The 26601-nt window shown below is 61.9% G+C and carries 23 protein-coding genes (1 of these 23 only partly in view); 6 read left to right on the top strand and 17 right to left on the bottom strand.

Annotated elements, in window-relative coordinates; genetic code table 11:
- From AB8841_RS08505 to AB8841_RS08490, 4 genes are all read right to left on the bottom strand, one after another.
- Positions 1 to 29, bottom strand: partial view of a carbohydrate ABC transporter permease gene (locus AB8841_RS08505; protein WP_370435339.1) — the beginning only. 871 nt of this gene lie to the left of the window's left edge; 29 of the gene's 900 nt are visible here — the first part of the coding sequence; it begins with the start codon at positions 27 to 29; the stop codon falls past the left edge of the window.
- The gene (locus tag AB8841_RS08500) at positions 29 to 973 is read right to left on the bottom strand and encodes a carbohydrate ABC transporter permease (RefSeq protein ID WP_370435338.1); all 945 of its coding nucleotides are present in this window, start codon (positions 971 to 973) and stop codon (positions 29 to 31) included. Before AB8841_RS08500 ends, AB8841_RS08505 begins: the two co-directional genes overlap by 1 nt.
- Positions 974 to 1035: 62 nt before the next feature.
- Positions 1036 to 2355, bottom strand: coding sequence for an ABC transporter substrate-binding protein (locus AB8841_RS08495; protein WP_370435337.1), 1320 nt, complete (start codon positions 2353 to 2355; stop codon positions 1036 to 1038).
- A gap of 71 nt (positions 2356 to 2426) precedes the next feature.
- Positions 2427 to 3479, bottom strand: a complete 1053-nt coding sequence (locus AB8841_RS08490; protein WP_370435336.1) for an ABC transporter ATP-binding protein — start codon at positions 3477 to 3479, stop codon at positions 2427 to 2429.
- 842 nt (positions 3480 to 4321) lie between these two features.
- Between AB8841_RS08490 and AB8841_RS08485 the strand changes: the two genes are divergently transcribed.
- From AB8841_RS08485 to AB8841_RS08475, 3 genes are all read left to right on the top strand, one after another.
- Entirely contained in the window at positions 4322 to 5815 is a 1494-nt protein-coding gene (locus tag AB8841_RS08485) for a tetratricopeptide repeat protein (protein WP_370435335.1), read from the top strand.
- Positions 5816 to 6168: 353 nt separating this feature from the next.
- Positions 6169 to 7569: a nodulation protein NfeD gene (locus AB8841_RS08480; protein ID WP_370435334.1), complete on the top strand. Its 1401-nt coding sequence runs from the start codon at positions 6169 to 6171 to the stop codon at positions 7567 to 7569.
- The gene (locus AB8841_RS08475) at positions 7566 to 8408 is read left to right on the top strand and encodes a slipin family protein (RefSeq protein WP_370435333.1); all 843 of its coding nucleotides are present in this window, start codon (positions 7566 to 7568) and stop codon (positions 8406 to 8408) included. The genes AB8841_RS08480 and AB8841_RS08475 overlap by 4 nt, the downstream gene beginning before the upstream one ends.
- A gap of 310 nt (positions 8409 to 8718) precedes the next feature.
- On the opposite strand, the gene AB8841_RS08470 is transcribed toward AB8841_RS08475, so the two are convergent.
- The 12 genes from AB8841_RS08470 to AB8841_RS08415 form a co-directional block, all read right to left on the bottom strand.
- Positions 8719 to 10011, bottom strand: coding sequence for a cytochrome c oxidase assembly protein (locus tag AB8841_RS08470; RefSeq protein ID WP_370435332.1), 1293 nt, complete (start codon positions 10009 to 10011; stop codon positions 8719 to 8721).
- On the bottom strand, positions 9999 to 10451 hold the full coding sequence (locus AB8841_RS08465; protein ID WP_370435331.1) for a hypothetical protein: 453 nt from the start codon (positions 10449 to 10451) through the stop codon (positions 9999 to 10001). The genes AB8841_RS08470 and AB8841_RS08465 overlap by 13 nt, the downstream gene beginning before the upstream one ends.
- A 3-nt stretch (positions 10452 to 10454) precedes the next feature.
- Positions 10455 to 11084, bottom strand: coding sequence for a heme-copper oxidase subunit III (locus AB8841_RS08460; protein WP_370435330.1), 630 nt, complete (start codon positions 11082 to 11084; stop codon positions 10455 to 10457).
- On the bottom strand, positions 11081 to 13030 hold the full coding sequence (gene ctaD, locus AB8841_RS08455; protein ID WP_370435329.1) for a cytochrome c oxidase subunit I: 1950 nt from the start codon (positions 13028 to 13030) through the stop codon (positions 11081 to 11083). The genes AB8841_RS08460 and ctaD overlap by 4 nt, the downstream gene beginning before the upstream one ends.
- An 11-nt stretch (positions 13031 to 13041) precedes the next feature.
- The gene (gene coxB, locus AB8841_RS08450; RefSeq protein ID WP_370435328.1) at positions 13042 to 13995 is read right to left on the bottom strand and encodes a cytochrome c oxidase subunit II; all 954 of its coding nucleotides are present in this window, start codon (positions 13993 to 13995) and stop codon (positions 13042 to 13044) included.
- 82 nt (positions 13996 to 14077) lie between these two features.
- The gene (locus AB8841_RS08445) at positions 14078 to 14596 is read right to left on the bottom strand and encodes a cytochrome c (RefSeq protein ID WP_370435327.1); all 519 of its coding nucleotides are present in this window, start codon (positions 14594 to 14596) and stop codon (positions 14078 to 14080) included.
- Positions 14597 to 14874: 278 nt separating this feature from the next.
- Positions 14875 to 16833, bottom strand: coding sequence for a PQQ-dependent dehydrogenase, methanol/ethanol family (locus AB8841_RS08440; RefSeq protein ID WP_370435583.1), 1959 nt, complete (start codon positions 16831 to 16833; stop codon positions 14875 to 14877).
- 735 nt (positions 16834 to 17568) lie between these two features.
- Positions 17569 to 18498: an efflux RND transporter periplasmic adaptor subunit gene (locus AB8841_RS08435; RefSeq protein ID WP_370435326.1), complete on the bottom strand. Its 930-nt coding sequence runs from the start codon at positions 18496 to 18498 to the stop codon at positions 17569 to 17571.
- A 13-nt stretch (positions 18499 to 18511) separates the two neighbouring features.
- Complete coding sequence (locus AB8841_RS08430; protein WP_370435325.1) at positions 18512 to 18712, bottom strand: DUF1656 domain-containing protein; 201 nt, start codon at positions 18710 to 18712, stop codon at positions 18512 to 18514.
- The gene (locus AB8841_RS08425) at positions 18709 to 20781 is read right to left on the bottom strand and encodes an FUSC family protein (RefSeq protein WP_370435324.1); all 2073 of its coding nucleotides are present in this window, start codon (positions 20779 to 20781) and stop codon (positions 18709 to 18711) included. The genes AB8841_RS08430 and AB8841_RS08425 overlap by 4 nt, the downstream gene beginning before the upstream one ends.
- Before the next feature lie 675 nt (positions 20782 to 21456).
- On the bottom strand, positions 21457 to 22227 hold the full coding sequence (locus tag AB8841_RS08420; RefSeq protein ID WP_370435582.1) for an SDR family oxidoreductase: 771 nt from the start codon (positions 22225 to 22227) through the stop codon (positions 21457 to 21459).
- Between the two features lie 161 nt (positions 22228 to 22388).
- Positions 22389 to 22586, bottom strand: coding sequence for a helix-turn-helix domain-containing protein (locus AB8841_RS08415; protein WP_370435323.1), 198 nt, complete (start codon positions 22584 to 22586; stop codon positions 22389 to 22391).
- Positions 22587 to 22621: 35 nt separating this feature from the next.
- Between AB8841_RS08415 and AB8841_RS08410 the strand changes: the two genes are divergently transcribed.
- From AB8841_RS08410 to AB8841_RS08400, 3 genes are read left to right on the top strand one after another with little or no spacing between them, the layout of a single operon-like run.
- Positions 22622 to 23140 carry an ATP-binding cassette domain-containing protein gene (locus AB8841_RS08410; RefSeq protein WP_370435322.1) on the top strand — a complete coding sequence of 173 codons (519 nt, stop codon included), beginning with the start codon at positions 22622 to 22624 and terminating at the stop codon, positions 23138 to 23140.
- Complete coding sequence (locus AB8841_RS08405; protein ID WP_370435321.1) at positions 23133 to 23900, top strand: ABC transporter ATP-binding protein; 768 nt, start codon at positions 23133 to 23135, stop codon at positions 23898 to 23900. The genes AB8841_RS08410 and AB8841_RS08405 overlap by 8 nt, the downstream gene beginning before the upstream one ends.
- A gap of 19 nt (positions 23901 to 23919) precedes the next feature.
- Positions 23920 to 25368, top strand: coding sequence for an aldehyde dehydrogenase (locus AB8841_RS08400; RefSeq protein ID WP_370435581.1), 1449 nt, complete (start codon positions 23920 to 23922; stop codon positions 25366 to 25368).
- Positions 25369 to 25644: 276 nt separating this feature from the next.
- On the opposite strand, the gene AB8841_RS08395 is transcribed toward AB8841_RS08400, so the two are convergent.
- On the bottom strand, positions 25645 to 26598 hold the full coding sequence (locus AB8841_RS08395) for a PfkB family carbohydrate kinase (protein WP_370435320.1): 954 nt from the start codon (positions 26596 to 26598) through the stop codon (positions 25645 to 25647).
- Positions 26599 to 26601: the final 3 nt, after the last annotated feature.

Genomic DNA, 26601 nt, shown 5'->3' with positions numbered 1-26601 from the left:
GGATTGTCAGGTCTGGAGGAGGAGGCCATCAATCCGTTCCCCCCTGCTGCCAACGACGGCGTTGCAGTCCGAAGTAGCTGAAGAGAATCGCCGCAAGAAGGAAAGGCACCATTGCTACGGCGATTGCGGAGCCTTCACCAAGCTGACCACCCGGAATGGCTCGCTGGAAACTCAACGTCGCCATGAGATGAGTGGCATTCAGCGGTCCCCCCCGGGTGAGGACATAGATGAGCTGAAAGTCGGTGAACGTGAAGAGAACCGAGAAAGTCATCACCACGGCGATCAGCGGCGAGAGCATCGGCAGCGTAATGTGACGAAAGCGCTGCCAGGAGGTGGCTCCGTCGAGAGTTGCGGCCTCGTGCAGAGACGGGGAAATCGTCTGCAGCCCTGCGAGCAGGGTGATCGCCACGAAAGGTATGCCACGCCACACATTGGTAAGGATCACGGTCGCACGGGCGTTATTGGGATCTCCCAGAAAATTGATCGGCGAACCGATCAATCCGAACTTCATCAGCGCCCAGGAGATGATCGAGAATTGCGAGTCGTAGATCCACCAGAATGCAATGGCCGAAAGCACCGTCGGCACCACCCAGGGCAGGAGGACAATGGCACGGATGAGGGCCTTGAACGGCAGATGCTCGTTGAGGAGAAGCGCGAGCCATAGGCCCAGCGCGAATTTCAGAGCCGAGGCAGCTACCGTATAGAGGATGGTGTTGAATACCGAGAGCCAGAAGATGCTGTCTTCCCAAAGGAGCTGGTAGTTCTCCAGGCCGACGAAAACGCCCGGACGACCGATGCGCGTGTCGGTGAATCCGAGCCAGACGCCGAGCCCGAGAGGATAGGACAGAAAGATCAGCAGAAAGGCTGCAGCCGGCAGCATGAAGAGCAGGCCGAGAAAGCCTTTGTTCTGCAACAGAGGCAGGCGGGTCGGCGCGGCTGTTGCGCCTGCCCGGGACAGGGCGGCATCGGCCATGAGGCGTCTCCAGTGATTTCAAGAGAAAAGGGGCGGCGTTGTCACGCCGCCCTTCACCGTCGTCAGATTCGGTAATAGCGGTTTGCCCGCTGCTCCGCGCGCTTGGCGGCCTCCTCTGGAGTTCGCTGCCCGGTCGCGGCCTCCGCCACCATGTCGACCATCACGTAATCCGCCATCGTGGCGGCCGAGGCGTAACCGAGCGGCCCGGCATAGCCGTTCGGCCGCAGGGTCGCGGAGGCACGCTTATAGGGCTCGTGCACCGGATCGGCTGTCCAGACCGGGTTGTCGATCATGCCCTTCAGCGGTGGGCAGCAATAGGCGCTCGATGCGGTGATCCATGCGTCCATCTGCGGTTTGTCGAGCATATATTGCAGATAGGCGCGAGCTGCGTTCGGGTACTTCGTATATTTGAAGATGACTGCCGAGGTGGTCTGGTGCAACTCGACGGGTTGCCCGACCGGGCCAGTCGGCATCACCGTCGAGCGGATGTCCTTAGCGATCTCCGCCATCTTCGGATCATTCTTAGCGGAGTAATAGAGGGACACGCCATTGGCCGTCACCGAGATGTCGCCTGACAGGAATACACGGTTGTTGTTGATGTCGAGCCAGCTCTCCGTCCCTGGAATGAAGGTCTGGTAGAGCTCGCGGGCATATTGCAGGGCCTTGATCGTCTCAGGCGAGTTGATTACGACCTTGCCGCTTTCGTCGACCATCTTGCCACCATGGCTCCAGACGATCCAGTGCGCGAAGTTGTTGCCATCGCCAACCGCCTTGCCCAGTGCGAAGCCGGCAGGCTTGCTCTTAGCCTTGAGAGCCTTGCACATTTCCAGGAACTCGTCGGCCTTCTCCGGGAACTTCGACCAGCCTGCCTGCTGGAGCATGCTCTCGCGATAAAGGATGCCGTTGCCGATCGCCGCGAGAGGCAGGGCGATGAATCGATCGTTCTGCTTGGCATAGGCCTCGGGACCCGGATAGTACCCGCCGTACTTGCCGGCAAGACTCGTCGCGATATCCGTGACGTCGACGAGCTTATCCGGATACTGGAACGGATCGTCGAACCAGACGAGCATGATGTCCGGTCCCGAGCCTACATTGGCCGCCACTGCCGCCTTCGGGCGGATGTCCTCCCAGCTTTCCTTGTCGACACGCACCTCGACGCCGGTCGCCTCCGTGAACTTCTTGGTGTTGGCGAGCCATGAATCCTCGTCGCCTTTCACGAAAGGTGTCCAGCGCAGGACGCGGAGGGCGGCCCCCTGCTCCGGCTTGTATTGCGGAGAAGCATCTTGCGCAAAGGCCGGCCGGCCGGACAAAAGCTGAGCTCCCGCCATGCCGGCTGTCAGGCTTGCCGTCCCGAGAAGCAGATCACGTCTAGACAGGCTCATCGTTCGTTTCCTCCGCAGACCGGGATTCCTGATGAGACGCGTGGCTGCCCGGCTAAGCCACGTGCTTGGGGTCAGTTGATGCGCCGTTCTGTTTCCCGGTCGAAAAGATGGACGAGAGCCGGATCGGGGGCGACATGAATGAACTCGCCCGGCTGCGCGCTGATGCGTTCGCGGAAAACGCAGGTGAGCTCCCGCTCACCGGCTTTCGCCACGACCTGAGTCTCCGAGCCGGTGGGCTCGACCACCATGACCTGAATCGCAAGGCCATCCTGGTGCAGCCGGAAGTGCTCGGGCCGGATGCCGTAATAGGCCGGCCGCCCGACGGAAGCCGCAGGCGTGTTCTGCACCGGGAGCATCAGGTCGCCTATGGCAAAGCCGGAAGACCCAATGTGGCCTTCCAGAATGTTCATGGCTGGAGAGCCGATGAATTGGGCCACAAACAGGTTCGCCGGTTTGTCGTATAGCTCGAGCGGCGCGCCGATTTGCTCGACGAGGCCATCGTGCATGACCACGATCTTGTCCGCCATCGTCATGGCCTCGATCTGATCGTGCGTCACATACACCGTGGTGGTCTTCAGCCGCTGGTGCAGCGCCTTGATCTCGCTCCGCATCGAGACGCGCAGTTTTGCGTCCAAGTTGGACAGCGGCTCGTCGAAGAGGAAGACCTGTGGGTCGCGCACGATGGCGCGGCCCATGGCGACGCGCTGGCGCTGCCCGCCGGAGAGCTGGCGCGGGTAGCGATCGAGGAGCCTTGTGAGGCCGAGAATCTCGGCTGCACGATTGACCTTGGTGTTGATCTCGGTTTTCGGCGCCTTCTTCAACATGAGCGAGAAGGCCATGTTGTCGGCTACCGTCATATGGGGGTAGAGCGCGTAATTCTGGAACACCATGGCGATATCGCGCTCTTTGGGTGGCACGTTGTTCACCACCCTGGAGCCGATCCGGATCTCGCCTCCCGTGATGTTCTCCAACCCAGCCACCATGCGCAGGAGCGTGGACTTGCCGCAGCCCGAGGGGCCAACGAGGATGACGAACTCCCCATCCCGAATGTCAACCGACACACCATGAAGGACCTGAGCAGAGCCGTAGGCCTTTCGGACGTCGCGGATCTCAACAGTAGCCATGGGCCGCCTGCTCTGATCTGGATGCACGGTGCCCAGTTTGATGGGGGGATTGGGTTTGGAACGACCCATGCACATGGGCGGCAGACGCATGGTGCGTCCAAGATACGGGGCGGTGTTGAAGCATGCGCTTCCTCCCAGCCCCTCATTCCCGTCGCCCGTCTGATGCAGGCTGACAGTGTTGTTTAAGGATACTCTAGAAAAATAGTTCTTAGATCAAGTGATATTCTATACCACCTCCCCAAACGGTCACCAAATACTCTATCGAGGTCAACCTGTCTGACCTATCCTTCAGGAGATACCGGGTTTTTAGACTGTGTGCTGTTGATAGATTTTGCAACCGTTATTGACGACTCGATCCCGCGACCTGTGTCGCGTGCCCGCGCCCGCAACGTCTGATCCAATGTTGCGAGATTGGTCTATTGGCGTCTCGCGTACGCTGAAAGCGCCGGTTCGCGCCGTTGCGGACATTACTCAACAATGGGGGCGGCCGTGCTCACCGATATACCCATTCTTCAGGAAGGGCCCCCGTTGGAGGACCGGATCCAAGCCCGAAGCTCGGCTTCAGCCGATTGCCACATCTCAGCTGTCAACCGTTGGCCCTGGATCATGACGGGAAGTTGAGCTCCGCCCAGGTTGCGAAGCCGTTCCGTAAGAGTCACACGAGCGGCTTCGGCGATGCCGAAGCCATTGCAGTCAGTGGCTGACGATGCTCCTTGTGCCCATCAAGACCGTGGAACAGCTCGACACAATTCATCAACCCACAAGGCTCGGAAAAGCCAGCTCGTTTAATCCTGCACCCGGTAATCTGGCTTCCGGCAGGCATGGCATTCGGGTCCATTGACATGACGACTATCCAACTTCCTGACGTCAGCGTCACGATGACACTGGTGGCTAACCTGCAGGCGAGCTTGCCGGACTTCGGCCACCTCGTCGATCAGTTCGGCCATCCAGGCCCTGCCTTACGGCAACTCGGTCTCGTTCATTGGGAAAACGGACGCTTCGACACGGCCGCTCGAACCTTTGCGGCCGCACTCTCTTTGAATCCCAAAGATCCTGACCTCTGGCGCGATCTGGCGAGTGTCTACAGTGCTTCGGATCGCGATGAGCTGGCCCTGGCAGCGGTACGGGAGTCCCTGGAGATCGACCCGGGCAACGCCCAATCCTGGCAGACCCTCGCCGGCGTGTCGGACCGGCTGGACGACATGGAGACGACCGAGGACGCCTACCGTCGCGCAATCGCTCTCAATTCGAAGGCTGCCGCTGCTCATCTTGGGCTCGGTCTTCTGCTGTTCAGGAAGAAACGCTATGAGGAGGCGCTCGGCGCCGTGCGAGCCTCCGTCGAGTTCGATCCTGTCAACGGCCTCGCTCATTTCGCCCTCGGCCACCTGTTCTTCATCATGTCCGATTTCACAGGTTGCGCGAACGCTTTCGACGAAGCCGCTCGGCTCACATTCGAACTCGATCCGCTGAGCCGGCAGAAGCGGGCGCGGGCGTTGACGTTCCAGGCCATGATCGAGGGCGGCGTTCAGGAAGCTCTCCAAAACTACAGCGACATTGCCGGCGAGGATCGCGAAGATCTCGCCATTATCATGCGGGATGCCTTTTCCGTTCTGAGCGCCTCCGGCCACCTCGACGCGGCGGCCGAAATCGGCCGGATGCGCCTTGCCGAGAAGCCCGATGATCCAGTTCGGCGCTACCTTCTCGACGCCGTACTGGGGCGGAGCATAACGGCCACTCCCACAGAATACATCGAGAGCTACTTCGATCAATTTGCGCCTCAGTTCGACAGCAAATTGCTTGGGACACTCCAATACAATGCACCAGCCCAGATGGCGAAGCTCTTGGCCCCATACCGGGCCGGCTTCAAATCCATGCTCGATTTGGGATGCGGCACCGGACTGGCCGCCGAGGAGTTGCTGCCGTTCGGTCCAACCCTGATCGGGGTCGATATTTCCTCGGGTATGCTGGCCGAAGCGGCGAGGCGCGGTGGGTATGCCGAACTCGTGAAGTCGGAGGCTGTCGCCTATCTTGAGACGACATCGAACCGGTTCGATCTTATCTTCGCGGCGGATTCGCTGATCTATTTCGGCGATCTCGGACCGCTTCTGCGCGCCGCTGCCGGCACCATGGTGCAGGGAGGCCTGCTCGCCCTAAGCATCGAAGTCGCCGGACAAACAGGCTTCAAGCTGCAACCCTCCGGCCGTTTCGCTCACTCGCTCGACTATATCGAGGCGACGGCGACCGACTTCGTCATCCTGGAGGCCGTCGAAAGCGACATTCGGCTCGAGGCAGGCCGTCCCGTGCCCGGCCTCTACATCCTCTTGGAGAAACGCTGACAAGGCCCGGGCAGCCGAACTAGCGCATCGGATGTGACATCGAACCCACGTCCGACGCTCCACTCCTTAAATGGCGCACCGTTCGGAGCGGACCCGAAGGGCCGCGTCAGCGAATACCGGGTCCACTTCTCATGAGCGCGGCCCGCCGGAGCCGCACGATGCGCTAAGGTCTCGGGTGAGCCCCCAGAGCGGATTTTCTCACCCGCCTCAGCCATGAATATTGTCGACGGTGAAGTTAAGCTCGACAACAGAATCTGGCCAAATTTGGCGCCGGATGGCGCGATGGTTCACCCGGTTGTTCAATGCTACAATTCGTCCGGAAGGACGGGCCTCACCCCTTAGGAGGTCGGTACGTGTGCCTGGAGTATCTGACCCGACTGCTGGTAGCCGTCATCATGCTGACGGCGTGGGCCCCGGCGAGCGCCTCGGAGCCTGCCCGCAGGATGGATACGGGACGCTATGTGACCTTGATGCCGGTCACGGGACCGATCGGTCCCGCGACGGCTAAATACGTGAGAGATGCCCTTCTCGCCACTAATCCGCAAACGGTCGAGGCCATCATCCTGCGCCTCGACACGCCAGGAGGATTGGAGACGAGCATGCGCGAGATCATCGCAGACGTGCTGGCTTCCTCCGTACCGGTCATCGGATTCGTGGCGCCCGCTGGTGCCCATGCGGCCAGCGCGGGCACTTATATCCTTTATGCAACCCATGTGGCCGCCATGGCGCCGGGCACCAATCTCGGGGCTGCGACCCCTGTACAGATCGGCGGTCCGCCCACATTTCCCTCGACAGGTCAGTCGAAAGACAAGGATGGGGCTGACCGGGCGGGTGAGGGCACCAAGGATGCCATGGCGACAAAGATGACCAACGACGCGGTCGCCTTGATCAGAAGCCTCGCCGAGCTTCGGCACCGAAACGCAGACTGGGCGGAAGAAGCTGTGCGGGAAGCCGCCAGCCTCTCGTCTCAGGCGGCATTGGAGAAGGGCGTGATCGACCTTGTGGCTCAGACGCCCGAGGAACTCCTGACACGCGTCAATGGACGTGAGGTTGAGGTGCTGGGTGAGCGCCGGCGTCTTGCCACCGCTGGACTTCCCATCCGGATGGAAGAGCCAAGCTGGCTTATCAGGGTACTCGCGACGATCACCGATCCGAATGTCGCCTTCATCCTGATGATCGTCGGGGTGTACGGCCTGATCTTCGAATTCAGCAATCCTGGAACGGCTGTACCTGGGGTGATCGGTGCGATCTGCCTCGTCCTTGGTCTCTACGCCCTGAACATGCTGCCCGTGGACTATACCGGGCTTGCCTTGGTACTGCTTGGCCTTGCCTTTCTGGTTGTGGAAGCCTTCAACCCGACCGTCGTTCTTGGACTGGGTGGGCTTGTGGCTTTCCTCCTCGGGGCCATGATGCTGATCGATACCAATGTGCCAGAATTCCAGCTCTCATGGACCGTCATCGGAGGTGCGTTGGTCGCAAGCATTGGCCTCCTAGCCTTGACGTTAGGTTATGTGTGGCGGATCCGCCATCAGCCGGTCAGGACCGGCGCACCCGCCATGGTCGGACAACCTGCAGAGGTGCTCGACTGGTCAGGCAACGCGGGCCATGTCCTGGCCTTTGGAGAGCGCTGGCAAGCCCGGGCATCTCAGCCTCTCACGCCGGGCGAACACGTTCAGGTCGCCGGGATCGAAGGCCTGATGCTTGAAGTACGCCGCACACCCGGAGTGGCCATGGGTTCGGAGGGACGGCCATGATGCTCGATTATCTCACCTACCTGATCCTGGCCCTGATCATCATCGGGTTCCTGGGTGCGGCGGTCAGGGTGCTCCGGGAATATGAACGCGGGGTCGTGTTTACGCTCGGCCGTTTCACAGGTGTGAAGGGCCCCGGGCTGATCATCCTTGTTCCCTTCGTACAGCAGATGGTCAGAGTTGATCTGCGGGTCATCGTGCAGGACGTACCGTCTCAGGATGTGATTTCGCGCGACAATGTTTCGGTCAAGGTCAATGCTGTGATCTACTTCCGGATCGTCGACCCTGAACGCGCAATCATTAAGGTGGAGAACTACATCACTGCGACGAGCCAACTGGCACAGACCACTCTGCGCTCGGTGCTGGGCAAGCATGAACTCGATGAAATGCTGGCGGAGCGCGACCGCCTCAACGCTGACATTCAGCAGATCCTCGACCAGCAGACCGATGCGTGGGGGATCAAGGTCGCCAACGTCGAGATCAAGCATGTCGATCTCAATGAGAATATGGTGCGAGCCATCGCCAAACAGGCTGAAGCCGAGCGTCTGCGGCGAGCGAAGGTGATCAACGCCGAGGGCGAGCAACAAGCGGCAGAGAAGCTTGTGGAGGCTGGGCACCTGCTCGCAGCCGAGCCACGCGCCATGCAGCTCCGTTATTTCGCAGCCCTGCACGACATTGCCAGCGAGCGCTCTTCGACCATCGTCTTTCCCCTGCCTATAGATCTTCTGTCTCAAGGCGGAAACGTCCATGCCAGCCCTGTGGGCGGTTCTCCGAACCTCACCGGTTCGCAAGACGGCACTCGCGAGCCTGGGCTCGCCAATCTCGGAGCAAAGCGCGCCTGATCCCCGATGGTTGAGCCATGCTGCGGCTGAACCAAAGAAAAGAGCTGTTTCCACCTTGTGGAAACAGCTCTCGCTTCAAGTCGATCCTTGGCGCATCGTGCGGACCCAGCGGGCCGCGCTAGCGAAAAGTGGACCCGGTTTTCACGGCCGTGGCCCTTCGGGTCCGCTCGCAACAATGCGCTCATCTAAGAGGGGAGCATCGAACGCGGGAAGTGGGCACCGGTTTTGCGTGAAAAGATGCTCAAAAACAGAAACTTGCAGTATCGGATGTGGGTTCCACCTCACGTCCGATGCTCTAGCGTCCAGGTCACTATTGAAGCGTATAGAGATAGGCGGCGATATCCCGGGCCTGCTGATCCTGCAATCCCATGTTCGGCATGGCATTGCCCGGCACGACGACCTGCGGATCGCGCAGCCACGTCACCATATTGTCCGGCGTGTTACGCAACAGGCCCGCGACATAGATACGCCGCCCCATCTGGGTGAGTGGCGGGCCGACGAGTCCATTTGCGCCGGTGATGCCCGGAATGGTATGGCAGGAGCCGCAGCCGGTCTGAGCGATGACGACGGCACCGCGGCCAGGATCACCGTCGAAGCTCGCCGGTACCGGCGTGACATTGCTTGGCGATTGCACGCCCGTCACCTCCTCGCAGCCAGCTACGACGAGGAGCAGAACCACGGTCGAGCTCATGGCGGCGTATTTCTGTAAACTCGCTGCGGCGCGCTTTTCGGAGGCGCGTAGCCACAGCACGAACAGGATCCCGATGGCCGCCATGTAGACGAAGCCGGCCGGAATCCACATGATCAGTCCGGCAAGATGCTGATCCTCCAGGAGCGTCAATCCCCAGCGTGTCGCACCTTCCGCATGGGCCGGATAGAAGGCACGCGAGGTCAGCACCATCAGGGCGCCGGGCAGGGCGCTCAGGATCGCCGCCGTCGCCACGAAGAGCAGCGTCGCGCCGTAATCGAGTCGTCGGCGCCCGGAGGGTTCGATCACCACCGACCAGAATGCGAATGCGCTGACAAAGAAGCAAAGATGTTCCACAACATGGACGGGCTCGTGCGCCAGGGCCCAGGAATAGGGCCGCGGCAGATGCCAGAAGGCGAACAAACCGCAGAAGGCCAGCCAAACCGATAATGGGGCGGTCAGAATTTTGAAGAATCCCCCCAATCCACCCCCCGACCAGAGCCGCCCGAGCGCCTTGCGCGTGCCACGCGGAAGGGCCCAGAGGAAGACGATCAGCGGCCGCGCCCGAACGAAGAGCGGCGCGGCCACCAACATCAGCACGAGATGCTGCACCATGTGGCCGGAGAAAAGCTCGGCTCCCAATGCATCGAGCGGCGAAAGAAGCGCGACGACGAGCGAGGCAATTCCACCCACGAAGGTGGCGATTTCAACGCGCCCGACGATGCTCCGTCCGCCCCTGCGTATCCGCATACTCCGCAGCCCAAAGCCATAGAGCATCATTGCAGCAGTGAGCGAAACGATCACCCAGGCCTCGACATTCCAATGAAGCTCGCCCCCTTCGCCCACGTGCGCCGCAGCGGAGTTCACGGCCGCGAGAGTCCATAGAACGAGAGCCGAATACCTCAGCTTCCACATAGCGGCACCGCGAAGACGGCGATCGTGTCGAAGACGATCGCGATAGCGAACCATACGCCGGACCAGATGCCCCAGACAGCGAGGAACCGCGTGCGCCCCTCGCCGGCCTCGAGCAACCGTGTGTGCCCCCCGGATGCCTCCTGGCTGATATGACTCCAGTTCCGATAGGAGATCGCAGTCCCGATGCAGGCGATAACCAGGGCGGCGATATTGATCGCCACGAGGGCAGGCATGATCCAGCCCCAACCAGGGACGACCCGCGCGTAAAGGTAATCACGCGGGAAGCAGGCATGGCTCGCCAGACCGTAATTGACGAGAAGCTGAAGACTCCACGCTACCGGAGCAGCCAGCAGACCTGCCCAGACCAGGCCCATGCTGACGCTGTTACCATGGGGGGCCGGATGCTGGATGCCATAGCTTCTCATAAGGGTCTCAGGCATGATTCATCCCAGATAAGGTGTGATGTAGAGGCTGAAGAACACCGTCAGCCACACCACATCGACGAAGTGCCAATAGATCGCTCCGATCGAGACCGGCGCATTGCGCTCGGAATCGAAGTAGCGCATGAGCGACCAGACGAGCAGCATCAGCAATATTACGAGCCCGGCAACCACGTGCGCCATGTGGAAGCCGGTGATCGTAAAATAGAGCGAGCCATAGGCGCTGGATGCGTAGGTGAACGGCTTATCCTTCCACTCGAAGAGTTGGATCACCACGAACACGCAGCCCAGGATGAAGCCACCGAGAAGACCGAGCACGAGTTGTCCCCAGGAGCCACGCTTGGCCCCGCGCTCAGCCCACCACACCACGACGCTGCTGACGATTAGAATGATGGTGTTGGGAAGAGACAGGCGGAACTTCGGCGGTTCGCTCGGCAGCCATTCGCGCCCGTACTGCACGGCGAAGTAATAGTAGCTGAACAGCAGATATGAGAACAGTGATCCCTCGGTCAGAATGATGGTGAGCATACCCCACCATCCCGAGGCCTTGTGGCCGATACTGCCGACCGGTAGCGGAGACGGGCGTACGGCAGCGCCAGAGGTCGGAGCATGGGTCATGGAAATATCGCTCATCGATCCCACCTCGCCGACTGGCCGAGTTTCGGCTCGGGCCACAGCCATACCAGCAGGCCCATGAACATCAGCCACGCACAGATGCCTGAGAACACCCACCAGTGCAGAAGGAGGCCGGCGAAACCTGCTGTCATCACGACGGCGACGACGAGGGGGCTATAGGAATCCTCGGGCATTTTCAGGATCGCGTCGGGCTCGGCATCGAGCACCGTCGTGGCGAGCATCTCCTTGCCGTCGTCGAGTACGAGGCCCCGATGAACCGAGGAATGCCCCATGCCCTCCCTGAGCCTGTCTTCCCACAGCGGATGGCGGCTCGCGACAGCCGGAATGACGGCGAAATTGTAAGGCGGCGGCGGCGACGGCGTGACCCATTCGAGCGTTGGGCCGTCCCAGGGATTCGGACCCGCGACGGCACCGTTCCGCACGCTCAGGAAAATGTTGATCAGGACCAGCAGGATGCCCAAAGCCAGGAAGAAGGCGCCGATGGAGGTTACCAGATTCACCGTGTTCCAGCCCATGCCATCCTGATAGGTGTAGATGCGCCGCGGCATTCCCGCGAGCCCGGTCCAATGCATCGGCAGGAATGCCAAGTTGAAACCGCACAGGATGATCCAGAAGCTCCATTTGCCGAGCCGCTCGTTCAGCATGCGCCCGGTCATCTTTGGAAACCAGACGAAGAGCCCGCCGATCACCGGAAACAGATTGATGCCGATGAGCACGTAATGAATGTGCGCCACCACGAAATAGGTATCGGTGAGCTGGCGATCCGCTGCGACTGAAGCCGTCATAACGCCGGACACGCCGCCGATGACGAACATGGAGATAAAGCCCGCGAAAAACAGGAATGCCGTGGTGATAACCGGGCGCCCGGTCCAGATGGTCGCCACCCAGGCGAAGACCGCGACCGCGCTCGGGATCGTAATCACGAAAGATGCGCCGCTGAAGAAGGACAGCGCGATGAACGGAATCCCGGTCGCGAACATATGATGCAGCCACACGCCGAAGCCCATCACCATGGTGGCGATCGTGCCGAGCACGACCACCGTGTATCCGACGAGCGGACGGCGGCAGAAGATTGGCAGCGCATCCGACACGATTCCCATGGCCGGTAGCACAATGATGTAGACCCACGGATGCGCGAAGATCCAGAACAGGTGCTGCCACAGCAGAGGCTGGCCCCGCGCCGTCGCGTCGAAGAAATGCGTGCCGAACTGCCGGTCGGCCCAAAGCATGAAGCAGGCGAGCGTCACAGCCGGCATGGACAGAAGAATACCCACCGATGTGGTCGTCGTGCCCCAGGTCAGGATTGGGAGGCGATTGATCGACATGCCCGGTGCACGGGTACGCAGCACGGTGACCAGAAAGTTGATGGCGCCTGCCGTTGTCGAGATGCCGAGCAGGATCATGCCAAGGGCATAGAAGTCCATGTTGGGCCCGGGATTGTAGGTCTTGAGCGAGTACGGCGCGTAGTTAAACCAACCATCATTCGGTGCCGCCGCCACAAGGAAGCTCGCATACATGAACAGTCCCGCGGCAAGATAGGCCCAGTAGGAGAATGCGTTGAGCCTGGGGAAGGCGAGATCGCGGGTGCCGAGGAGCAGCGGGAACAGATAGGCGCTGAAGCCGGTCAGAACCGGCTGTGCATAGAGAAAGATCATCGTGATGCCATGCATCGAGAAGATCTGGTTGTATTGCTCGGGCGTCAGCAGACTCAGGTTCGGCCGTGCGAGCTGAACGCGCATGACGAGCGCCTCGATGCCGCCCAGGATCAGAAAAGCGAAGGCGGTGGCGATGTAACGGATGCCGAGTTCCTTGTGGTCCACGGTCGAGAGCCAGCCGCCGATGCCGGGTTTCGTCTCCCATATCGTCTCCAGCTCGGAAGCAACCGGCGAGGCGTAATCCGCCCTCTCGAGAGTAGGAGCCCGTTCATATGTTCCGACGGCCACGAGAGCTCTCCTCACTTCTGCGCTTCAAGGAAGGTGCGGATGCTCGCCAGCTCCGGTCCCGACAGATCAAGGTTCGGCATCAGATTGCCGGGCTTCACGGTCTGCGGGTCGGCGATCCAGCCGGATAAATAAGCCGGATTGTTCGGCAGCGTTCCGGCCGCTACCGACTTGCGGCTCATCAGATGGGACAGGTTCGGACCGAGCCGCCCGCCGGCCTGCGTGCCGCGAATGTTGTGGCAGGCGCCGCAGCGCAGGACGAACTGCGTTGCGCCTTCGGCGACCTGCGGCTGATCGGCCGGAAGAGCGGCCGGCTGGAGCTGGCTGTCCCACCAGGCCTGGAAATCGGCCGGTTTGTCTGCCACGACGACCAGGCCCATATGCGCGTGTTGCTGCCCGCAAAATTCGGAGCATTGCCCGCGATAGATCCCCGGGCTGTCTGCCTCGAGCCAGTTTGAGTTGATCTGGTTCGGGATGAGGTCGATCTTGTCGCCGAGTGCTGGAATCCAGAACGAGTGGATGACGTCGACGGTCGAGACCCGAAATTCCACCGGCTGGCCGACCGGAATGTGAATCTCATTGGCGGTCTCGAAGATCCGTGACGTGTCCTGGCTCAGGTAGCGCACTTCCCACCACCATTGGTGTCCCCTTACCTCGATCGTCAGTTCAGGAGCGCGGGGAGGGCGGTCGATGGCCGCCATGGTGTAGCCGTTCCAGATCATCGAACCGATGAGAGCGATGGTGGAAATGCCGACGCCGATATAGATCCAAGACAACCCGCTACCTGTCTCCTGCACAGGCTGGCGGTCGAGGCCTGTCGCGGGCCGACGCGAGCGGCGCAGCAACACGCCGATGAGGACAAGCAAGCTGACGATCACCACGACCACGATCGCCTGAATCAGCAGCGCCCAGGTGAGGACCTTAATCTGCTCGCCCTTGAACCCGCCGAAGGTGCGCAGATACGTCATTGGCACATCGGCCCGCGCGGCTCCGGGAAGGAGCAAAACGGGTGTGAGGATCGCGATCCACCAGCCGTCGGCCCGGGGAGCTTCACTTCGTGCGGTTGGGCTTCTGGCCATGGCTGAACGCTTCGGTCTGATCCCAGGGGGTAGCAGTGCTCACGTATTCGGCCGGCACTTGCTCGATCTGCGGCATTTGGCTGGAAACGGTTTGCCCCCATTGCCGGGAAGGCTCCCGGCTGATGCTCCGGACATAGGCAACCAAATCCCAGATCGCGCTGCCGGGCAGCATGACGCCCCAGGTCGGCATGCCGCGTGGACGGCCCTGGTAGATCGTGAGGAAGATCTGCGCCGGTTCCGAGCCATAGATGAAGACACTATTGCTGAGCGACGGCCCCATGCCGCCCGCGCCGTTGGGCGCATGGCATCCGACGCAGTTGAACGCTTGGAAGTATTGCATGCCACGCTGAGCCGCCTGAGGGTCGTCGCCGACCGGGTTCTGGAGGCCGGATTTAAGTGGCACGTTGCCGGGAAAGAGGCGCGAAACCGGCGTGCCGAGAAGCTTCGCCGCCCCGATCCCGCCCACATAGGATTGCGTTGGCACGCTCATGCCGAGTGTGCCTTGCCCCTCCTGCGGCGACGATGGCTGATTCGGCTTCGGGGCAGGGGCTTGTGCCGGATTGGGCTCGGTCGGTAGTCCGACTGCCGAAGGCGGTGCCTGCGGCGGCGGAGGCGTCGGCTGCTGGGCCCAAACACTGCCGGACCATGGAAGGAGCCCGATGGCACCCATCCAGAGCCCTCGTGCGATCCCTCTCATTGGTCCGATGGCGCCCATCCGAGGGAACCCTACCTTCGATGAACCGGCCATCCCGACCTCCTTGAAGTCGATTATTGAGCGGGCCCGTTTTGGGGTGCGGGAGCCGTGGGAGTTGGAGCGGGCGGAGCTGCGGGCGCAGGTGCGCCGGTGGGAGCTCCACCTGGAGCGCCTCCCGCGCCCTTCGGCGGCAGCGCAAAGACCAGCAGAGAGTCGCCACCTACCGTGTAGGCTGGAAGATCCTGCATGGCGCCCACGAAGCCGAGCGCCCCGTTCCTCGCCCGGGGATCGATCTCGGCATTCGCCACCACGCCGGGCCATCCTCCGACGCCGGACATGATGGCGACGTATTGCGTGCCGTCATTGCCCATATAGGTGACGGGTTGTCCGATGAGGCCCGATCCGGCGCGAAATTGCCAGAGGACCTTGCCGCTCTTGGCGTCCACGGCCTTGAACCAGCGGTCCATGGTTCCGTAGAAGGCGATGTCGCCTGCGGTCACGAGTGCGCCGCTCCAGACCGGGAAGCTTTCGGTAATAGCCCAGACTTTGGTCTTCTTGACCGGGTCCCAGGCCATGAACTCACCGCGATGGCCGCCCGGACCCGCATACATGTCGACGGTCGCGCCCACATAGGGCGTGCCCGTAATGTAGCCGACTTCTCCCGTTTTGAAGGTCGCGCAAAGATGTTGATGCGGCACATACAGAAGCTTCGTGCGAGGCGACCATGCGCTCGGCTGCCAGTCCTTGGCGCCGGGCGGCGCCGGGCAGACATCCTCGACGACCTTTCCGAGGGTCGGCTCCTTGTCGTGGTTCGGCTCAAGGCGCCCAGTCTTCGGATCAAAGCCCTTGTAGACCGTGACCGTTTCGTAAGGATCTGCCGAGATGACCTCTCCGTTCGTCCTGTCCAGCACGAACATATAGCCGGTCCGGCCGGGGTGGATCAGCGTCTTACGCATTCGACCGTCGATCTCGAGATCGACCAGAACGGCTTCATTGACGCTATCATGGTCCCAGAGATCGTGAGGGGCTGTCTGATAGGCCCATTTCGCGGCTCCCGTATCGACATCGCGTGCGAACACGGTAGCGGCCCAGAGATTGTCACCGGGCCGCTGATTGGAATTCCAAGGCCCCGGGTTTCCCGTGCCATAATAGACCAGGTTGAGCTCGGGGTCGTAGGACAGCCATCCCCAGGCGGTTGCGCCGCCCGTTTTCCAGCCGTCGGTCGGCCAGGTCTTCACGCCGAGATCCTTGCCCTTCATCCAGTCGTAATGCGGCTGGAAGTCGGGGCCGATCAGGACGTCCGAATCCGGGCCTGTCCCGTAAGCGCGCCACACGATCTTGCCGGTGTTCTCGTCGAGTGCCGTCACCCAGCCGCGCACGCCCATCTCGCCGCCGCTGTTGCCGACCAGAACCTTTCCCTTGGCGACCAGCGGAGCCATCGTGACCGTCTCGCCGAGATTGATATCCCCGAGGGTAGCGACCCACAATTCCTTCCCGGTCCCGGCGTCGAGGGCGACCGTGTGCAGGTCGAGAGTGTTGAGGAAGATCTTGCCGTTGTCGTAGGCGAGGCCGCGGTTGACCACGTCGCAGCAGGCGACTCCCTGCGCCGCCAGATTGGGTTTCGGGGCATACCACCACTTCAGTTCACCCGTCGTGGCATCGAGCGCGAAGACACGGTTCGGATGGGGCCCTGCATAGGGGGCGACCACATACATCGTGCCGTTCACGACAAGTGGCGCGGCCTCTTGGCCGCGGGCGGCGCCGACCGAGAAGGTCCAGGCGAGCCTCAGCTGCCCGACATTGTCGGAATTGATCTGGTCAAGATTACTGAACCGATGAGCGGCATAGGACTTCATCGCCATCGGCCATTGCCGGTCATCTTGGGATAGGGACCGGAGATCGGCTGAAGCTCCCGCAGCATTGGGCTGAGATTGCGCGAGGGACGATCCCGAAGGCAGAGCGGTTCCAGCGAGAATGAGAAGCAAGGCTCCCCAGACATTTGGAAGGCGGTGCTGGATCGGACGCGAGGGCATGGACATGGGTGTGACCCCGAAGAGCTGATCTGGAGCGACGCCTAAAGGTGCGGGACCGATCGCTTGGGCTGTCTCGAACACACACCATTATTCCCGACAGCAATCCTGCTGATCTCCTCGGGCCCAATCCGCACACTGCTACGTTGTTCCTCGGGCCCTCGGACAATCTTTGTCCGCCGACGTACCGACTTTATCGGCCTAGATCCTTGTTGTGGTATTGACGCCACGGCCGCTACCCGAGGCGAATCCGGTACCAGGCTGGTTCGCAGAGCTTTCGCAAGGCTTGGGCGAATGGGGCCGAATTCCTTGCAAAATCGGCTGCTCAGGGCGCTCCCGGTCGAAGCCTTGGAGGTCCCGCGACCCGTGCCGGATCCCGTGAAGCAGAACGAACGGCAGCTCCTTCATCGAGCAGACATACCAATGGGGTACGCCTCCTTCGTCGTGGGCTTCGTCTCAGTCTCGAGGACCGATCTTGGCGCGCATTGAAGCCGATCCAGATCCGGCAAAGCACCCATCTCGATAGCCGGGTCGAACAGGGCCATCAGAAGGCGGGCGCGACCGACGCTCGAGTTCGAGTCGACGAGCAGCGTTCGCGTGATCCTCAGCGGGATCGATATGGGCTACATGATGCGCAAGGGGCAGCCGAAGCATACCCGCAGAGTATCCACCCTTCTCTCATCCCTTCTCCGAATTCACGACAGGACCGTTGCTGCTGAGCCCTCTCGACACAGCCGTTTAGCGCTGCTGCCAAAATGACAGAATGGCGCTGAGAACACCTCTGTTCCGAGCTTGTGACGGAACCGCAGGATGCACGATCACGGTCGCGGTCATTCCCGCGCTCAGCCGCACGTCCTCCGGTACCTGATCAAGAGCAATCCGGACTGGAACGCGCTGCGCCAAGCGCACCCAACTGAAGGTAGGATTGACGTTGGCAATCAGGCCATCGGAGGTCTGTGTCGTCTCCCGATCCGCGATAGCGCGGGCGATGCTGTCCACATGGCCCTCGACCTCGTCCGGAAATCCCATGAGGCGAACAGTCGCCCGATCGCCCACGCGCAGATTACGGATCTTAGTCTCCTCGAAGTATCCTGCCACGTAGAATGAATCGCTGTCGACGATGGCAAGCAATGCCCGTCCCGCAGTTGCATAGTCGCCCGGGTCGACCTGCAGATTGGTCACGAAGCCATTGACGGGAGAGCGAAGCTGCGTGCGATCCAAGTTGAGCTGGGCAGTGTTGAGCGTAGCCAGGGCCTGATTGTAGACAGCCTCGGCCGTCGCGACCGCCGTCTCCGCCTGCTCTCGCGCCTCGGCCGTAATAGCGGCGGTCGACAGGCGTGTGCGCCGCTCGAGTTCCCGGCGGCGCTGCTCCAGTTCTTGCTCGCGCCCCTGCGCGTTGGCCTCCGCCTGGGCGAGGGCAAAGCGATAGGGTTGCGGATCGATGGTGAAGAGGACATCACCCTTCTTCACCGGTTGGTTGTCCTTGACGCGGACCTCGGAGACCATTCCCGAGACGTCCGGAGCGATTTCCACGATATTGGCTCGTACACGTCCGTCTCGGGTCCAAGGTGTTTCCACGTAGCTCTGCCAGGCGAACCACCCTGCTGCCGCCGCTATGGCGACGACCAGTGCTGTAACGACGACTCGGACGGTTGGAGAGACTTTCACGGGCTGGGAGATCCTAACGAAAGACAAAGGTGACGCAGACCGACAGGATGAGGATATAGAGCGCGGTGTTGAACAGTGCGGGGTGCCACACGAGGCGATAGGCGCCCGACCAAGCAAGACACTTGCGCAGCACCAGCCAGATCAGCGCGGCCGCCGCGGCATAGCCGAACATGGGTGGTAGAAAGACGCCGAAAAGATCAATTTCCTTGATCATGCCGGAAACCCCTGACGGATGATATCGGGAACCGGCGAAGAACGAACTTGGCCGAAGAGATCCGCGTGCTGGTGGAGCGCACTGCTGACGGCGACGAGCGCCGTCAGAAGGTCTTCGACACGTGATACAGGGCGCGCGAGGAGGATCGCGACCGCATCGTCGATTGCGTGCAGGGGCCCGCTGATGGTCGTTCCCATCCGTAGGTCCCGGAAGTGTCGTTCGAGTTCGGCGAGAACCCTAGCGATGGCTGTTGCGGCATCTCGGGGGATTTCATGACTCGCTTCCTTCAGCAGGATGAGGTTGAAGCCGACGCGCAGAGCTGCCAAGGCACTGCGCATGAGAGCTCGCTGGTCGGGTTGCGTCGCATCGAGGCGGGAGAACAATGCATTGATCCGGTCGAACATTCGGCTTGCGAAGCGATTGCGGCTCACCATGGTTTCGGGGCCGGCCAGACGTTCCAAGTCTCTCAAAATGCCACGCCGGATCCGCCGGACTGTCCACTCCACGCCCAGCGGGCGCAGCAGCCTGAACATCAGGATTCCGGCACCGATACCTGCGAGAAGTGCAAGGCTTGAATTGGCGAAGCTTGCGAAATCGGGCTGGCTGCGGACGTTCGTGAGGCCGAGAAAGGCCACTAAGTTGAGGCCGAGCGGCGTTACCTTCAGGCTGATGCGCGGTAGGCCGAGCAGGATGCCGAAGGGCAGGTAGAACGGCAGGAAGGCGAACACGAGCGAGACAAAGCCGTCAATCGACGGCAGAACGGCGAACAGATAAATTGCTGCAAAGATTGCCGAAAAGATTGTCATGCGCAGGAAATTCGCCGCTGAGGGAACCGGATCGTCCAGCGCTCCGAGAATGCTGCAGATCACACCGCTGAAGATTACCGCCGAACTCCCCTGCTGCCAGCCGGAAGAAACCCACAGGGCGGATGTTGCCAGGACTGCGGTCGTGGATACAGACCCGGCCACCAACGCGAAGGTGATGTCCCGGTAGCGATCCGTTGAAGGTGCTGCTTCGGACAGGGACATGGTATTTCCTAAAAGCAGAGCTTCGCGAAGATCGAGAATTCGCCGCCAGGTCGTGACCAGATCACCGATCCGCAGGAGGATGTTGCGGACTGGAATGGACCTGTGGTCATGCACCATGTCGTCGAAGGTCGGCAGGCGGCTCATGGCCTCCTGCCGCAGCCCTTCGGCCACAGCCCCGAGACTGGGATCGTGCCTGAGCGGATCTCCTGGGGCAGGCAATAGGCTCGCTGTCCGTACGAGGATGTCCTGGAGGGCCGCGTGCTTGTCAGGAGCAAGCCCACGCAGCAACGCCAGGCGGTCGTTGACAGAGACCAGGATGGCCAGGAGGGACAACAATTCCCCCTGTAGATGCCGTACCACATTGCTGGCCGCTCTCACGGAGGGCGTGTCGAAGGTTGCAAAGACCCTCAAGCCGTCGAGAGAGATTGCGTCGGAAATCAGTTTTCGCTGATCTGCAAGCGCCTTCTCCTGCTGGCTTTTGCCGTGCAGCACGTCTCTCGTCCAATCTGCCGCGTCCTCAAGGGTGGCATTGACCGATTCCTTCAACGCTTCGCCAGCCGTTCGTGGAAAGATCACCTGGCTGACCAGGGTGGCGCAGCCGATGCCGAGGAGGATCTCAATGCAGCGACCGACCGCATAGTCGAAGGCGGTTTCGGGGGCGAGGGCCGCTGGAATGCCCACGATGGCGGCGGTATATCCCGACAGCATGGCGCCATAGGCAGCCGGTGCATCGCGGAGAAGCACCGAGGTGAAGGTGCAGGCGCCGATCCAAAGGGCGAGCGACACGAGGAACATCGGAGCGCTTTGTGCGAAAGCGCCTACCAGAGTGAGCGCCACGGCGGCACCCATGATCGTGCCAATGGCGCGAAACAGGGACTTCGCCGCTACCATTCCGGCAATGGGCTGGGAGACGACGAAAACCGTCAGCATGGCCCAGGTGGGTTGCGTCAGGTCGAGCGCGAAGGCGATATAGAGGGCCAGCACGGCCGCGCCGAAGGTCTTGACGGAGAACAGAACATCTCGCCAGCCTGGCTGTACCATGGAACTTGCCTCTCGAAGCATATTCGTGGCCCGGCCGGTTTCCGGACACTCTCTCCGCAAACCTCCCTGGCCAAGTTATGCATGCTGACATCAACACCATACTGCGGGCGGCAGTTCAGTGTGGCTCACATGCATCGCTGCGGCAATGCCACGGCGATCAAGCCATAGCCGGTTGCGGCATGAGCTGTTGCGCACTGTGGATGATGCATGACGAGCAGTGGAGATCGGTCGAGGAGCAACCGGGGGCCCTTGTCGGATCCGAGTGATAAACGCTGGAGCGCTCCTGTGCCTCAATCTCCAATCGGGAGAGGCTATTCCTGCTCCAGATTGACCCTTCAGCGGACCATTGTCGATCGCGCCGTTCGGCGAGAGCCCATCCGAAGTCTGATGACGGAAACGTCCTCAAGCTCGACAATATTGTCAGGGCTTCACGCAGGTGGCAGCTGAGCGCCGGCCGTCAATTGGATCGTATCGATGATCCTGCCTTCGCGAGGTCCCTGAGTGCTTCGATGGCTGAACGGATCATACGTTTGGCGCCTGATGGCGCTCAGCGCGAGCGCGTTTGTTCTAAGCCGTAAGCGGGGCGGAAGTGCTAGACGGATAACGGCGGATTGTTCCAAGATCCCAGGGTTGGGCGCGGCCCCAAACGGATGCTGGGGCCGCGCCTGCCAAGCGCTATGTCCGGGTTATGGAAATACCCCCGTCGATGACAAAGGCACTCCCAGTGACGAAGCTCGCAGCGTCGGATGCGAGGAATAGCACTGCCTTCGCGATTTCCGCTGGTGTCGCAAGGCGCTTGAGAGCATGCAGACCCTCAATAAATGCGCGGAGTTCCTGGGGGGCTCCAGGAGCATTGACGACATTCGACGGCGTATCGGTCCCGCCGGGTAGGATGGCGTTCACGCGAATGTTCCTGCTCCCGAACTCGGTCGCGAGAACCTGGGTCAATCCAATTAAACCTGCCTTGCTGGCGGCGTAGGATGCCATTCCGGGCATTCCGGCCGAATAGCCGACGAAGGTCGAAGTAAAGATCAATGAGCCGCCGCCCCGGTCCATCATCGCTGGTACTTGATACTTGGCTCCGAGGAATGCGCTCGTCAGGTTGGTCTCGAGCGTATCGCGCCATCCATCGACCGATAGACCCGAAATTGCTCCGGTCTCACCCACCGCGCCAGCATTGTTAAAGGCGATGTCAAGGCCGCCGAAGCGCTCGACGGCGGTTTTGACGAGTGCCTCGGCCAGGGCTTCGTCTCTCACATCGCCTGCAACGGCAATGGCGATCCCTCCAGCTTCCTTGATCTCTGCTACCAGCGCCTCCAGTTCTTTGGAGCGACGTGCTGAGACGACGACGTTTGCGCCTTCCCGCGCGAAGAGTTTGGCCGTTGCATATCCAATGCCCGAGCTGGCCCCGGTTACGATGGCCGTCTTGTTCATGAGCGTAGTCACTGATGGAAATCCTTCTTTGAGTCCAATGCTCATGACGGACTTCCCAGATCGCTTCGTGAGCGGCGACCCGTTTCCTGCGCCCGATTTCTGTGACAAGGCGCTAGCGCATCGTGCGGAGAAGTGGACCCGGTCTTCCGCTCAGACGATGCTCCGGCATGTGCTCAGGGCCAAGCAGCGTATGAGTTTTCTCCACCCTGGCACTGGGCACTGATCCGGCGGCGATAGGCTCCCGGAGGAATCCCGATGTGCCTTTTGAAGAACCGGTTGAAGTGGCCGGGATCCTTGAAGCCGAGACTGAAGGCGATCTGCTCTATCGGGACATCCATCTGCTGAAGGCGCATGCAGGCATCCTGCACCATCCGGTCGAAGATGAGAGCGCGGGGAGGGCGATGGGTTGCCCGCCCACAAGATCGCGCGCCTCGGTCTCGCCCGGACTTTCCAGCTCGTGCGCGTGCTGCCGTCGCTCGATTGCGTGGAGAACGTGAAGGCGGGACTGGCCTTTCGGGAGGCACCGCTCTGGGGCGAGATCGCGACGGAGGAAGCGGTTCGTTTGCTTCGTCGGGTCGGGCTGGGGAGCAGAATGGATCACCCGGCCTCCGAGCTTACCTATATCGACCAGAAGCGCCTTGAGCTTGCCCGCGCCCTGGCTCTCGCACCGAAGCTGCTCCTGCTCGACGAATGGCTTGCCGGGCTCAATCCATCGGAGCTGCAGGACGGGATCGCGCTGATCCGCTCGCTGCGCAACGAGGGGCTAGCGATCATCTTGGTGGAGCACGTCATGGATGCGATCCGCTCCCTTTGCGACCGCTGCGTCGTGATGAGCGCCGGAACCGTGATCGCAGCCGGTCCGCCTGCCTCGGTCCTCGCCGATCCCGAGGTGATCCGGGCCTATCTGGGAGATTCCGATGCTTGAGGCCACGAATCTCACGGTCGCATACGGGCTCCATCGCGCCATCGAGCAGGTCAGTCTTCGCGTCGGCAAGTCGGAAATCGTCGTGATCCTGGGCGCCAACGGGGCGGGCAAGTCCACGCTGCTGAAGGCGATGGCCGGGATCGTGCCGTCGCTACCGGGCAAACGGATCAACCTGTCCGGGCGGGATATCTCCTTCCTGCCGACGCACCGGATCGTCGAGGCCGGGCTGGCGATCGTTCCCGAAGGGCGCGGCATCTTCGGCGATCTCACCGTGCGGGAGAACCTGCGTCTCGGGGCCTATCCCGAGCGATCCCGAACGAGCGAGAAGGACATCCTGGAGCGCGTCCTCGCCTTGTTCCCACGCCTTGCAGAGCGTTTGGGCCAGACGGCCAGAACCATGAGCGGCGGCGAGCAGCAGATGATTGCGATCGGGCGGGCGCTGATGTCGAAGCCCGACGCGCTGCTGCTGGACGAGCCGTCGCTCGGCCTGTCGCCCCTCATGTGCAAGGAGCTGTTCGGGGCTCTCGTCCGCATTCGGGAGGGCGGGGTCAGCGTCCTGCTGGTCGAGCAGAACGCGCGCCAGAGCCTTGCCATCGCGGATCGGGGCTATCTCATCGAGACGGGTCGGATCGTCGGCGAAGGCCGTGCGACCGATCTTCGTGACGATCCGGCGGTGCGTCGTGCATATCTCGGCGCAGCGTCGGATGACGGCGGGGCCCGTGCGAGCCCCGTCGCACCTTCATCCTTCCCATTGAGCTGAACGCGGAGCAGCAGACATGATGGACATCAATCTTCTCATCGACGGTCGCGACGTGGCCGCCTCCACCGGCGCTACCTTCGAGCGGCGGGATCCCATCACCGGCGACGTGGCAAGCCGCGCCGCGGCTGCAAGCATCGCCGATGCTCAGGCGGCCGCCGATGCGGCCGCCGCGGCTTTCCCCACCTGGTCGAGGCTCGGGCCTAGTGCCCGGCGCGCGGTTCTCCTGAAGGCGGCCGATCTGCTCGAGGGCAGGGCCGGGGAGTTCGTGAGTCTGATGGCGACCGAAATCGGCGCGACCGCCGGCTGGGCGCAGTTCAACGTGAAGCTTGCAGCCGGCATGCTCCGCGAGGCGGCCTCGCTGACGACCCAGATCACGGGCGAGATCATTCCGTCCGACAAGCCGGGCTGCGTCTCGATGGCGGTGCGCCAGCCGGCCGGCGTCGTTCTCGGCATCGCTCCCTGGAACGCCCCGATCATCCTCGGGGTCCGGGCCATCGCGACACCGCTCGCCTGCGGCAACACGGTCGTGCTGAAAGCCTCCGAGATCTGCCCCGGCACCCATCATCTGATCGGCTCCGTTCTTCGGGAGGCCGGCCTGCCGACAGGCGTGGTCAACGTGATCACCAACGCGCCGGAGAATGCGCCCGAGGTGATCGAGGCCCTGATCGCGCATCCGGCCGTGCGCCGGATCAACTTCACCGGTTCGACCCGGGTCGGACGCCTGATCGCCGAAACCGCCGCGCGCTTCCTAAAGCCCGTGCTCCTCGAACTCGGCGGCAAGGCATCCCTGGTCGTTCTCGATGACGCGGATCTCGATGCCGCCGTCGCGGCTTCGGCCTTCGGCGCCTTCATGAATCAGGGCCAGATCTGCATGTCGACGGAGCGCATCGTCGTCGACAACGCCGTGGCGGACGATTTCGTCGCCAAACTCGCCGCGAAGGCGCAATCGCTTCAGGCCGGCAACCCACGGCACGGCAATTTCGCCCTCGGCTCGCTCGTCGGCGCGGAGGCCGCCGAGCGGATAAGCGGTCTGATCGACGATGCCGTATCCAAGGGCGCCAAACTTCTCGCGGGCGGCCGGGTCGACGGCACTGTCATGTCCGCGACAGTCCTCGACCACGTCACGCCGGCCATGCGCCTTTACGGCGAGGAATCCTTCGGACCGGTGGTCTGCGTCATTCGCGCGACGGGGACAGAGGAGGCCGTCCGGATGGCTAACGATACGGAATATGGCCTGTCGGCCGCAGTCTTCGGCCGGGACGTGACCCGTGCCCTGGACGTGGCCCACAGGATCGATTCGGGAATTTGCCATATTAACGGCGCGACCGTGCACGACGAGGCTCAAATGCCCTTCGGCGGCGTGAAGGCGAGCGGCTACGGCCGGTTCGGCGGCAAGGCCGGAATCAGCGAGTTCACCGAGCTGCGCTGGATCACCATCGAGACAGGGCCGCAGTATTTCCCGATCTGATCGGATCCGCTGGGCCTTCAGGGCCATGAAGCCGTGCGTCTGCCGTCCTTCAAGGCGGCAGATCATCAGGCTCCATCGCAAAGCGGGCGGCCGGTGCCGTCACGAGAGCATCGGATGCAAAAGTGGAAACCGGTTTTGCGTGAAAGGATGCTCAAGACCATCGACTTGAGGAGCTTATCGCTCGCGCGGACCCGAAGGGCCGCATTCATGAAAACCGGGTCCGCAGGATGCGCTAGAGCATTTGCAGCCCGGGGGAGCCGGTGCGCCGAAAATGCCCTAGAACAATCCCTCGCTCCGGATAGCGTCCGTTGGGACACGCAATTGAACCCATTTCTGTAGCTCCGAGCGATGTGGAGCTCCAAGGCGGCCGCCAAAACGTTCGCATTTCATCGCGGCCGCGGCATTGGCCATACGAACGGATGCGGACAATCCCCAATCATTCACGAGACCGTAGACATATGTCCCGTGCCACACATCGCCTGCTCCAAGCGTGTCGACAGCCTGAATAGAGAAACCAGAAAATTCCTGGACGATGCCGGGACGATCACCGCGCTTTCGTATCAGCGCGCCTTGAGCTCCGAGCGTGACTCCGACAACATCGGCATCGATTTGCTCTGCGACTTCCAGCAGCGCCTCCTTGGGCGTGGTGCTGCTTGTCAGGGACAGCAGGGCGGGCTCTGAAAACAGCACATGGTCTCCCAAAGCAATGAGTTCTCGCAGCGACTCGGGCGGCGCTATATCGGCATCGACGACGGTCGGCACTCCGCAGCGGCGCGCCTCCGCCAGAACGGCCTTTGCGCCCTCGACCCACCGCATGTCGACGAGCACGGCGCTTGCCTGGGCAATCTCGTGGAGCGGAAGCCAGATTGGGTCTTTGTCGAGCGATGGGTCGGTATAGGGCACAACCCATCGTTCCCCTGCTTGATCGACCAGGATCGTTGAATAGGCCGTCTGGGCTCCCGAAACGCGGCGAACCCGATCAACCCGCACGTTCTCCCGGGACAGGTCTAGAAGGAAGCTGTCACCGGTCGGGTCGTCCCCGATGCGGGCCCAGAGCTCGACCGCTCCACCGAGACGGGCAATGGTCGCGGCCGCGGCTGTCGCCATGCCGGCTGCAACCTGAACAGCCGTCTCAGGCAGAACCTTTGTGCCGGTACTGGGAATCCTGTCGATCTTGAAAATCGTGTCCCAGAATGCGCATCCAAGACAGATGATGGGCTTTGGCTGCATCGA

It is taken from the genome of Microvirga sp. TS319 (assembly GCF_041276405.1).
GTDB lineage: Bacteria > Pseudomonadota > Alphaproteobacteria > Rhizobiales > Beijerinckiaceae > Microvirga.
The sequence above is the reverse complement of the archived record's forward strand: the minus strand, read 5'-3'. Positions and strand labels throughout refer to the sequence as shown.

Bases quoted from the DNA above. Each gene is read 5' to 3' on its own strand.
- AB8841_RS08400 (WP_370435581.1), top strand. From the start codon at position 23,920: ATGGACATCAATCTTCTCATCGACGGTCGCGACGTGGCCGCCTCCACC.
- AB8841_RS08500 (WP_370435338.1), bottom strand. From the start codon at position 973: ATGGCCGATGCCGCCCTGTCCCGGGCAGGCGCAACAGCCGCGCCGACC.
- AB8841_RS08470 (WP_370435332.1), bottom strand. From the start codon at position 10,011: ATGTGGAAGCTGAGGTATTCGGCTCTCGTTCTATGGACTCTCGCGGCC.
- AB8841_RS08415 (WP_370435323.1), bottom strand. From the start codon at position 22,586: ATGGTGCAGGATGCCTGCATGCGCCTTCAGCAGATGGATGTCCCGATA.
- AB8841_RS08495 (WP_370435337.1), bottom strand. From the start codon at position 2,355: ATGAGCCTGTCTAGACGTGATCTGCTTCTCGGGACGGCAAGCCTGACA.
- AB8841_RS08490 (WP_370435336.1), bottom strand. From the start codon at position 3,479: ATGGCTACTGTTGAGATCCGCGACGTCCGAAAGGCCTACGGCTCTGCT.
- AB8841_RS08475 (WP_370435333.1), top strand. From the start codon at position 7,566: ATGATGCTCGATTATCTCACCTACCTGATCCTGGCCCTGATCATCATC.
- AB8841_RS08485 (WP_370435335.1), top strand. From the start codon at position 4,322: ATGACGACTATCCAACTTCCTGACGTCAGCGTCACGATGACACTGGTG.
- AB8841_RS08445 (WP_370435327.1), bottom strand. From the start codon at position 14,596: ATGAGCGTGCCAACGCAATCCTATGTGGGCGGGATCGGGGCGGCGAAG.
- AB8841_RS08430 (WP_370435325.1), bottom strand. From the start codon at position 18,712: ATGATCAAGGAAATTGATCTTTTCGGCGTCTTTCTACCACCCATGTTC.
- AB8841_RS08460 (WP_370435330.1), bottom strand. From the start codon at position 11,084: ATGAGCGATATTTCCATGACCCATGCTCCGACCTCTGGCGCTGCCGTA.
- AB8841_RS08395 (WP_370435320.1), bottom strand. From the start codon at position 26,598: ATGCAGCCAAAGCCCATCATCTGTCTTGGATGCGCATTCTGGGACACG.
- AB8841_RS08425 (WP_370435324.1), bottom strand. From the start codon at position 20,781: ATGGTACAGCCAGGCTGGCGAGATGTTCTGTTCTCCGTCAAGACCTTC.
- AB8841_RS08465 (WP_370435331.1), bottom strand. From the start codon at position 10,451: ATGCCTGAGACCCTTATGAGAAGCTATGGCATCCAGCATCCGGCCCCC.
- AB8841_RS08405 (WP_370435321.1), top strand. From the start codon at position 23,133: ATGCTTGAGGCCACGAATCTCACGGTCGCATACGGGCTCCATCGCGCC.
- coxB (WP_370435328.1), bottom strand. From the start codon at position 13,995: ATGACGTATCTGCGCACCTTCGGCGGGTTCAAGGGCGAGCAGATTAAG.
- AB8841_RS08440 (WP_370435583.1), bottom strand. From the start codon at position 16,833: ATGCCCTCGCGTCCGATCCAGCACCGCCTTCCAAATGTCTGGGGAGCC.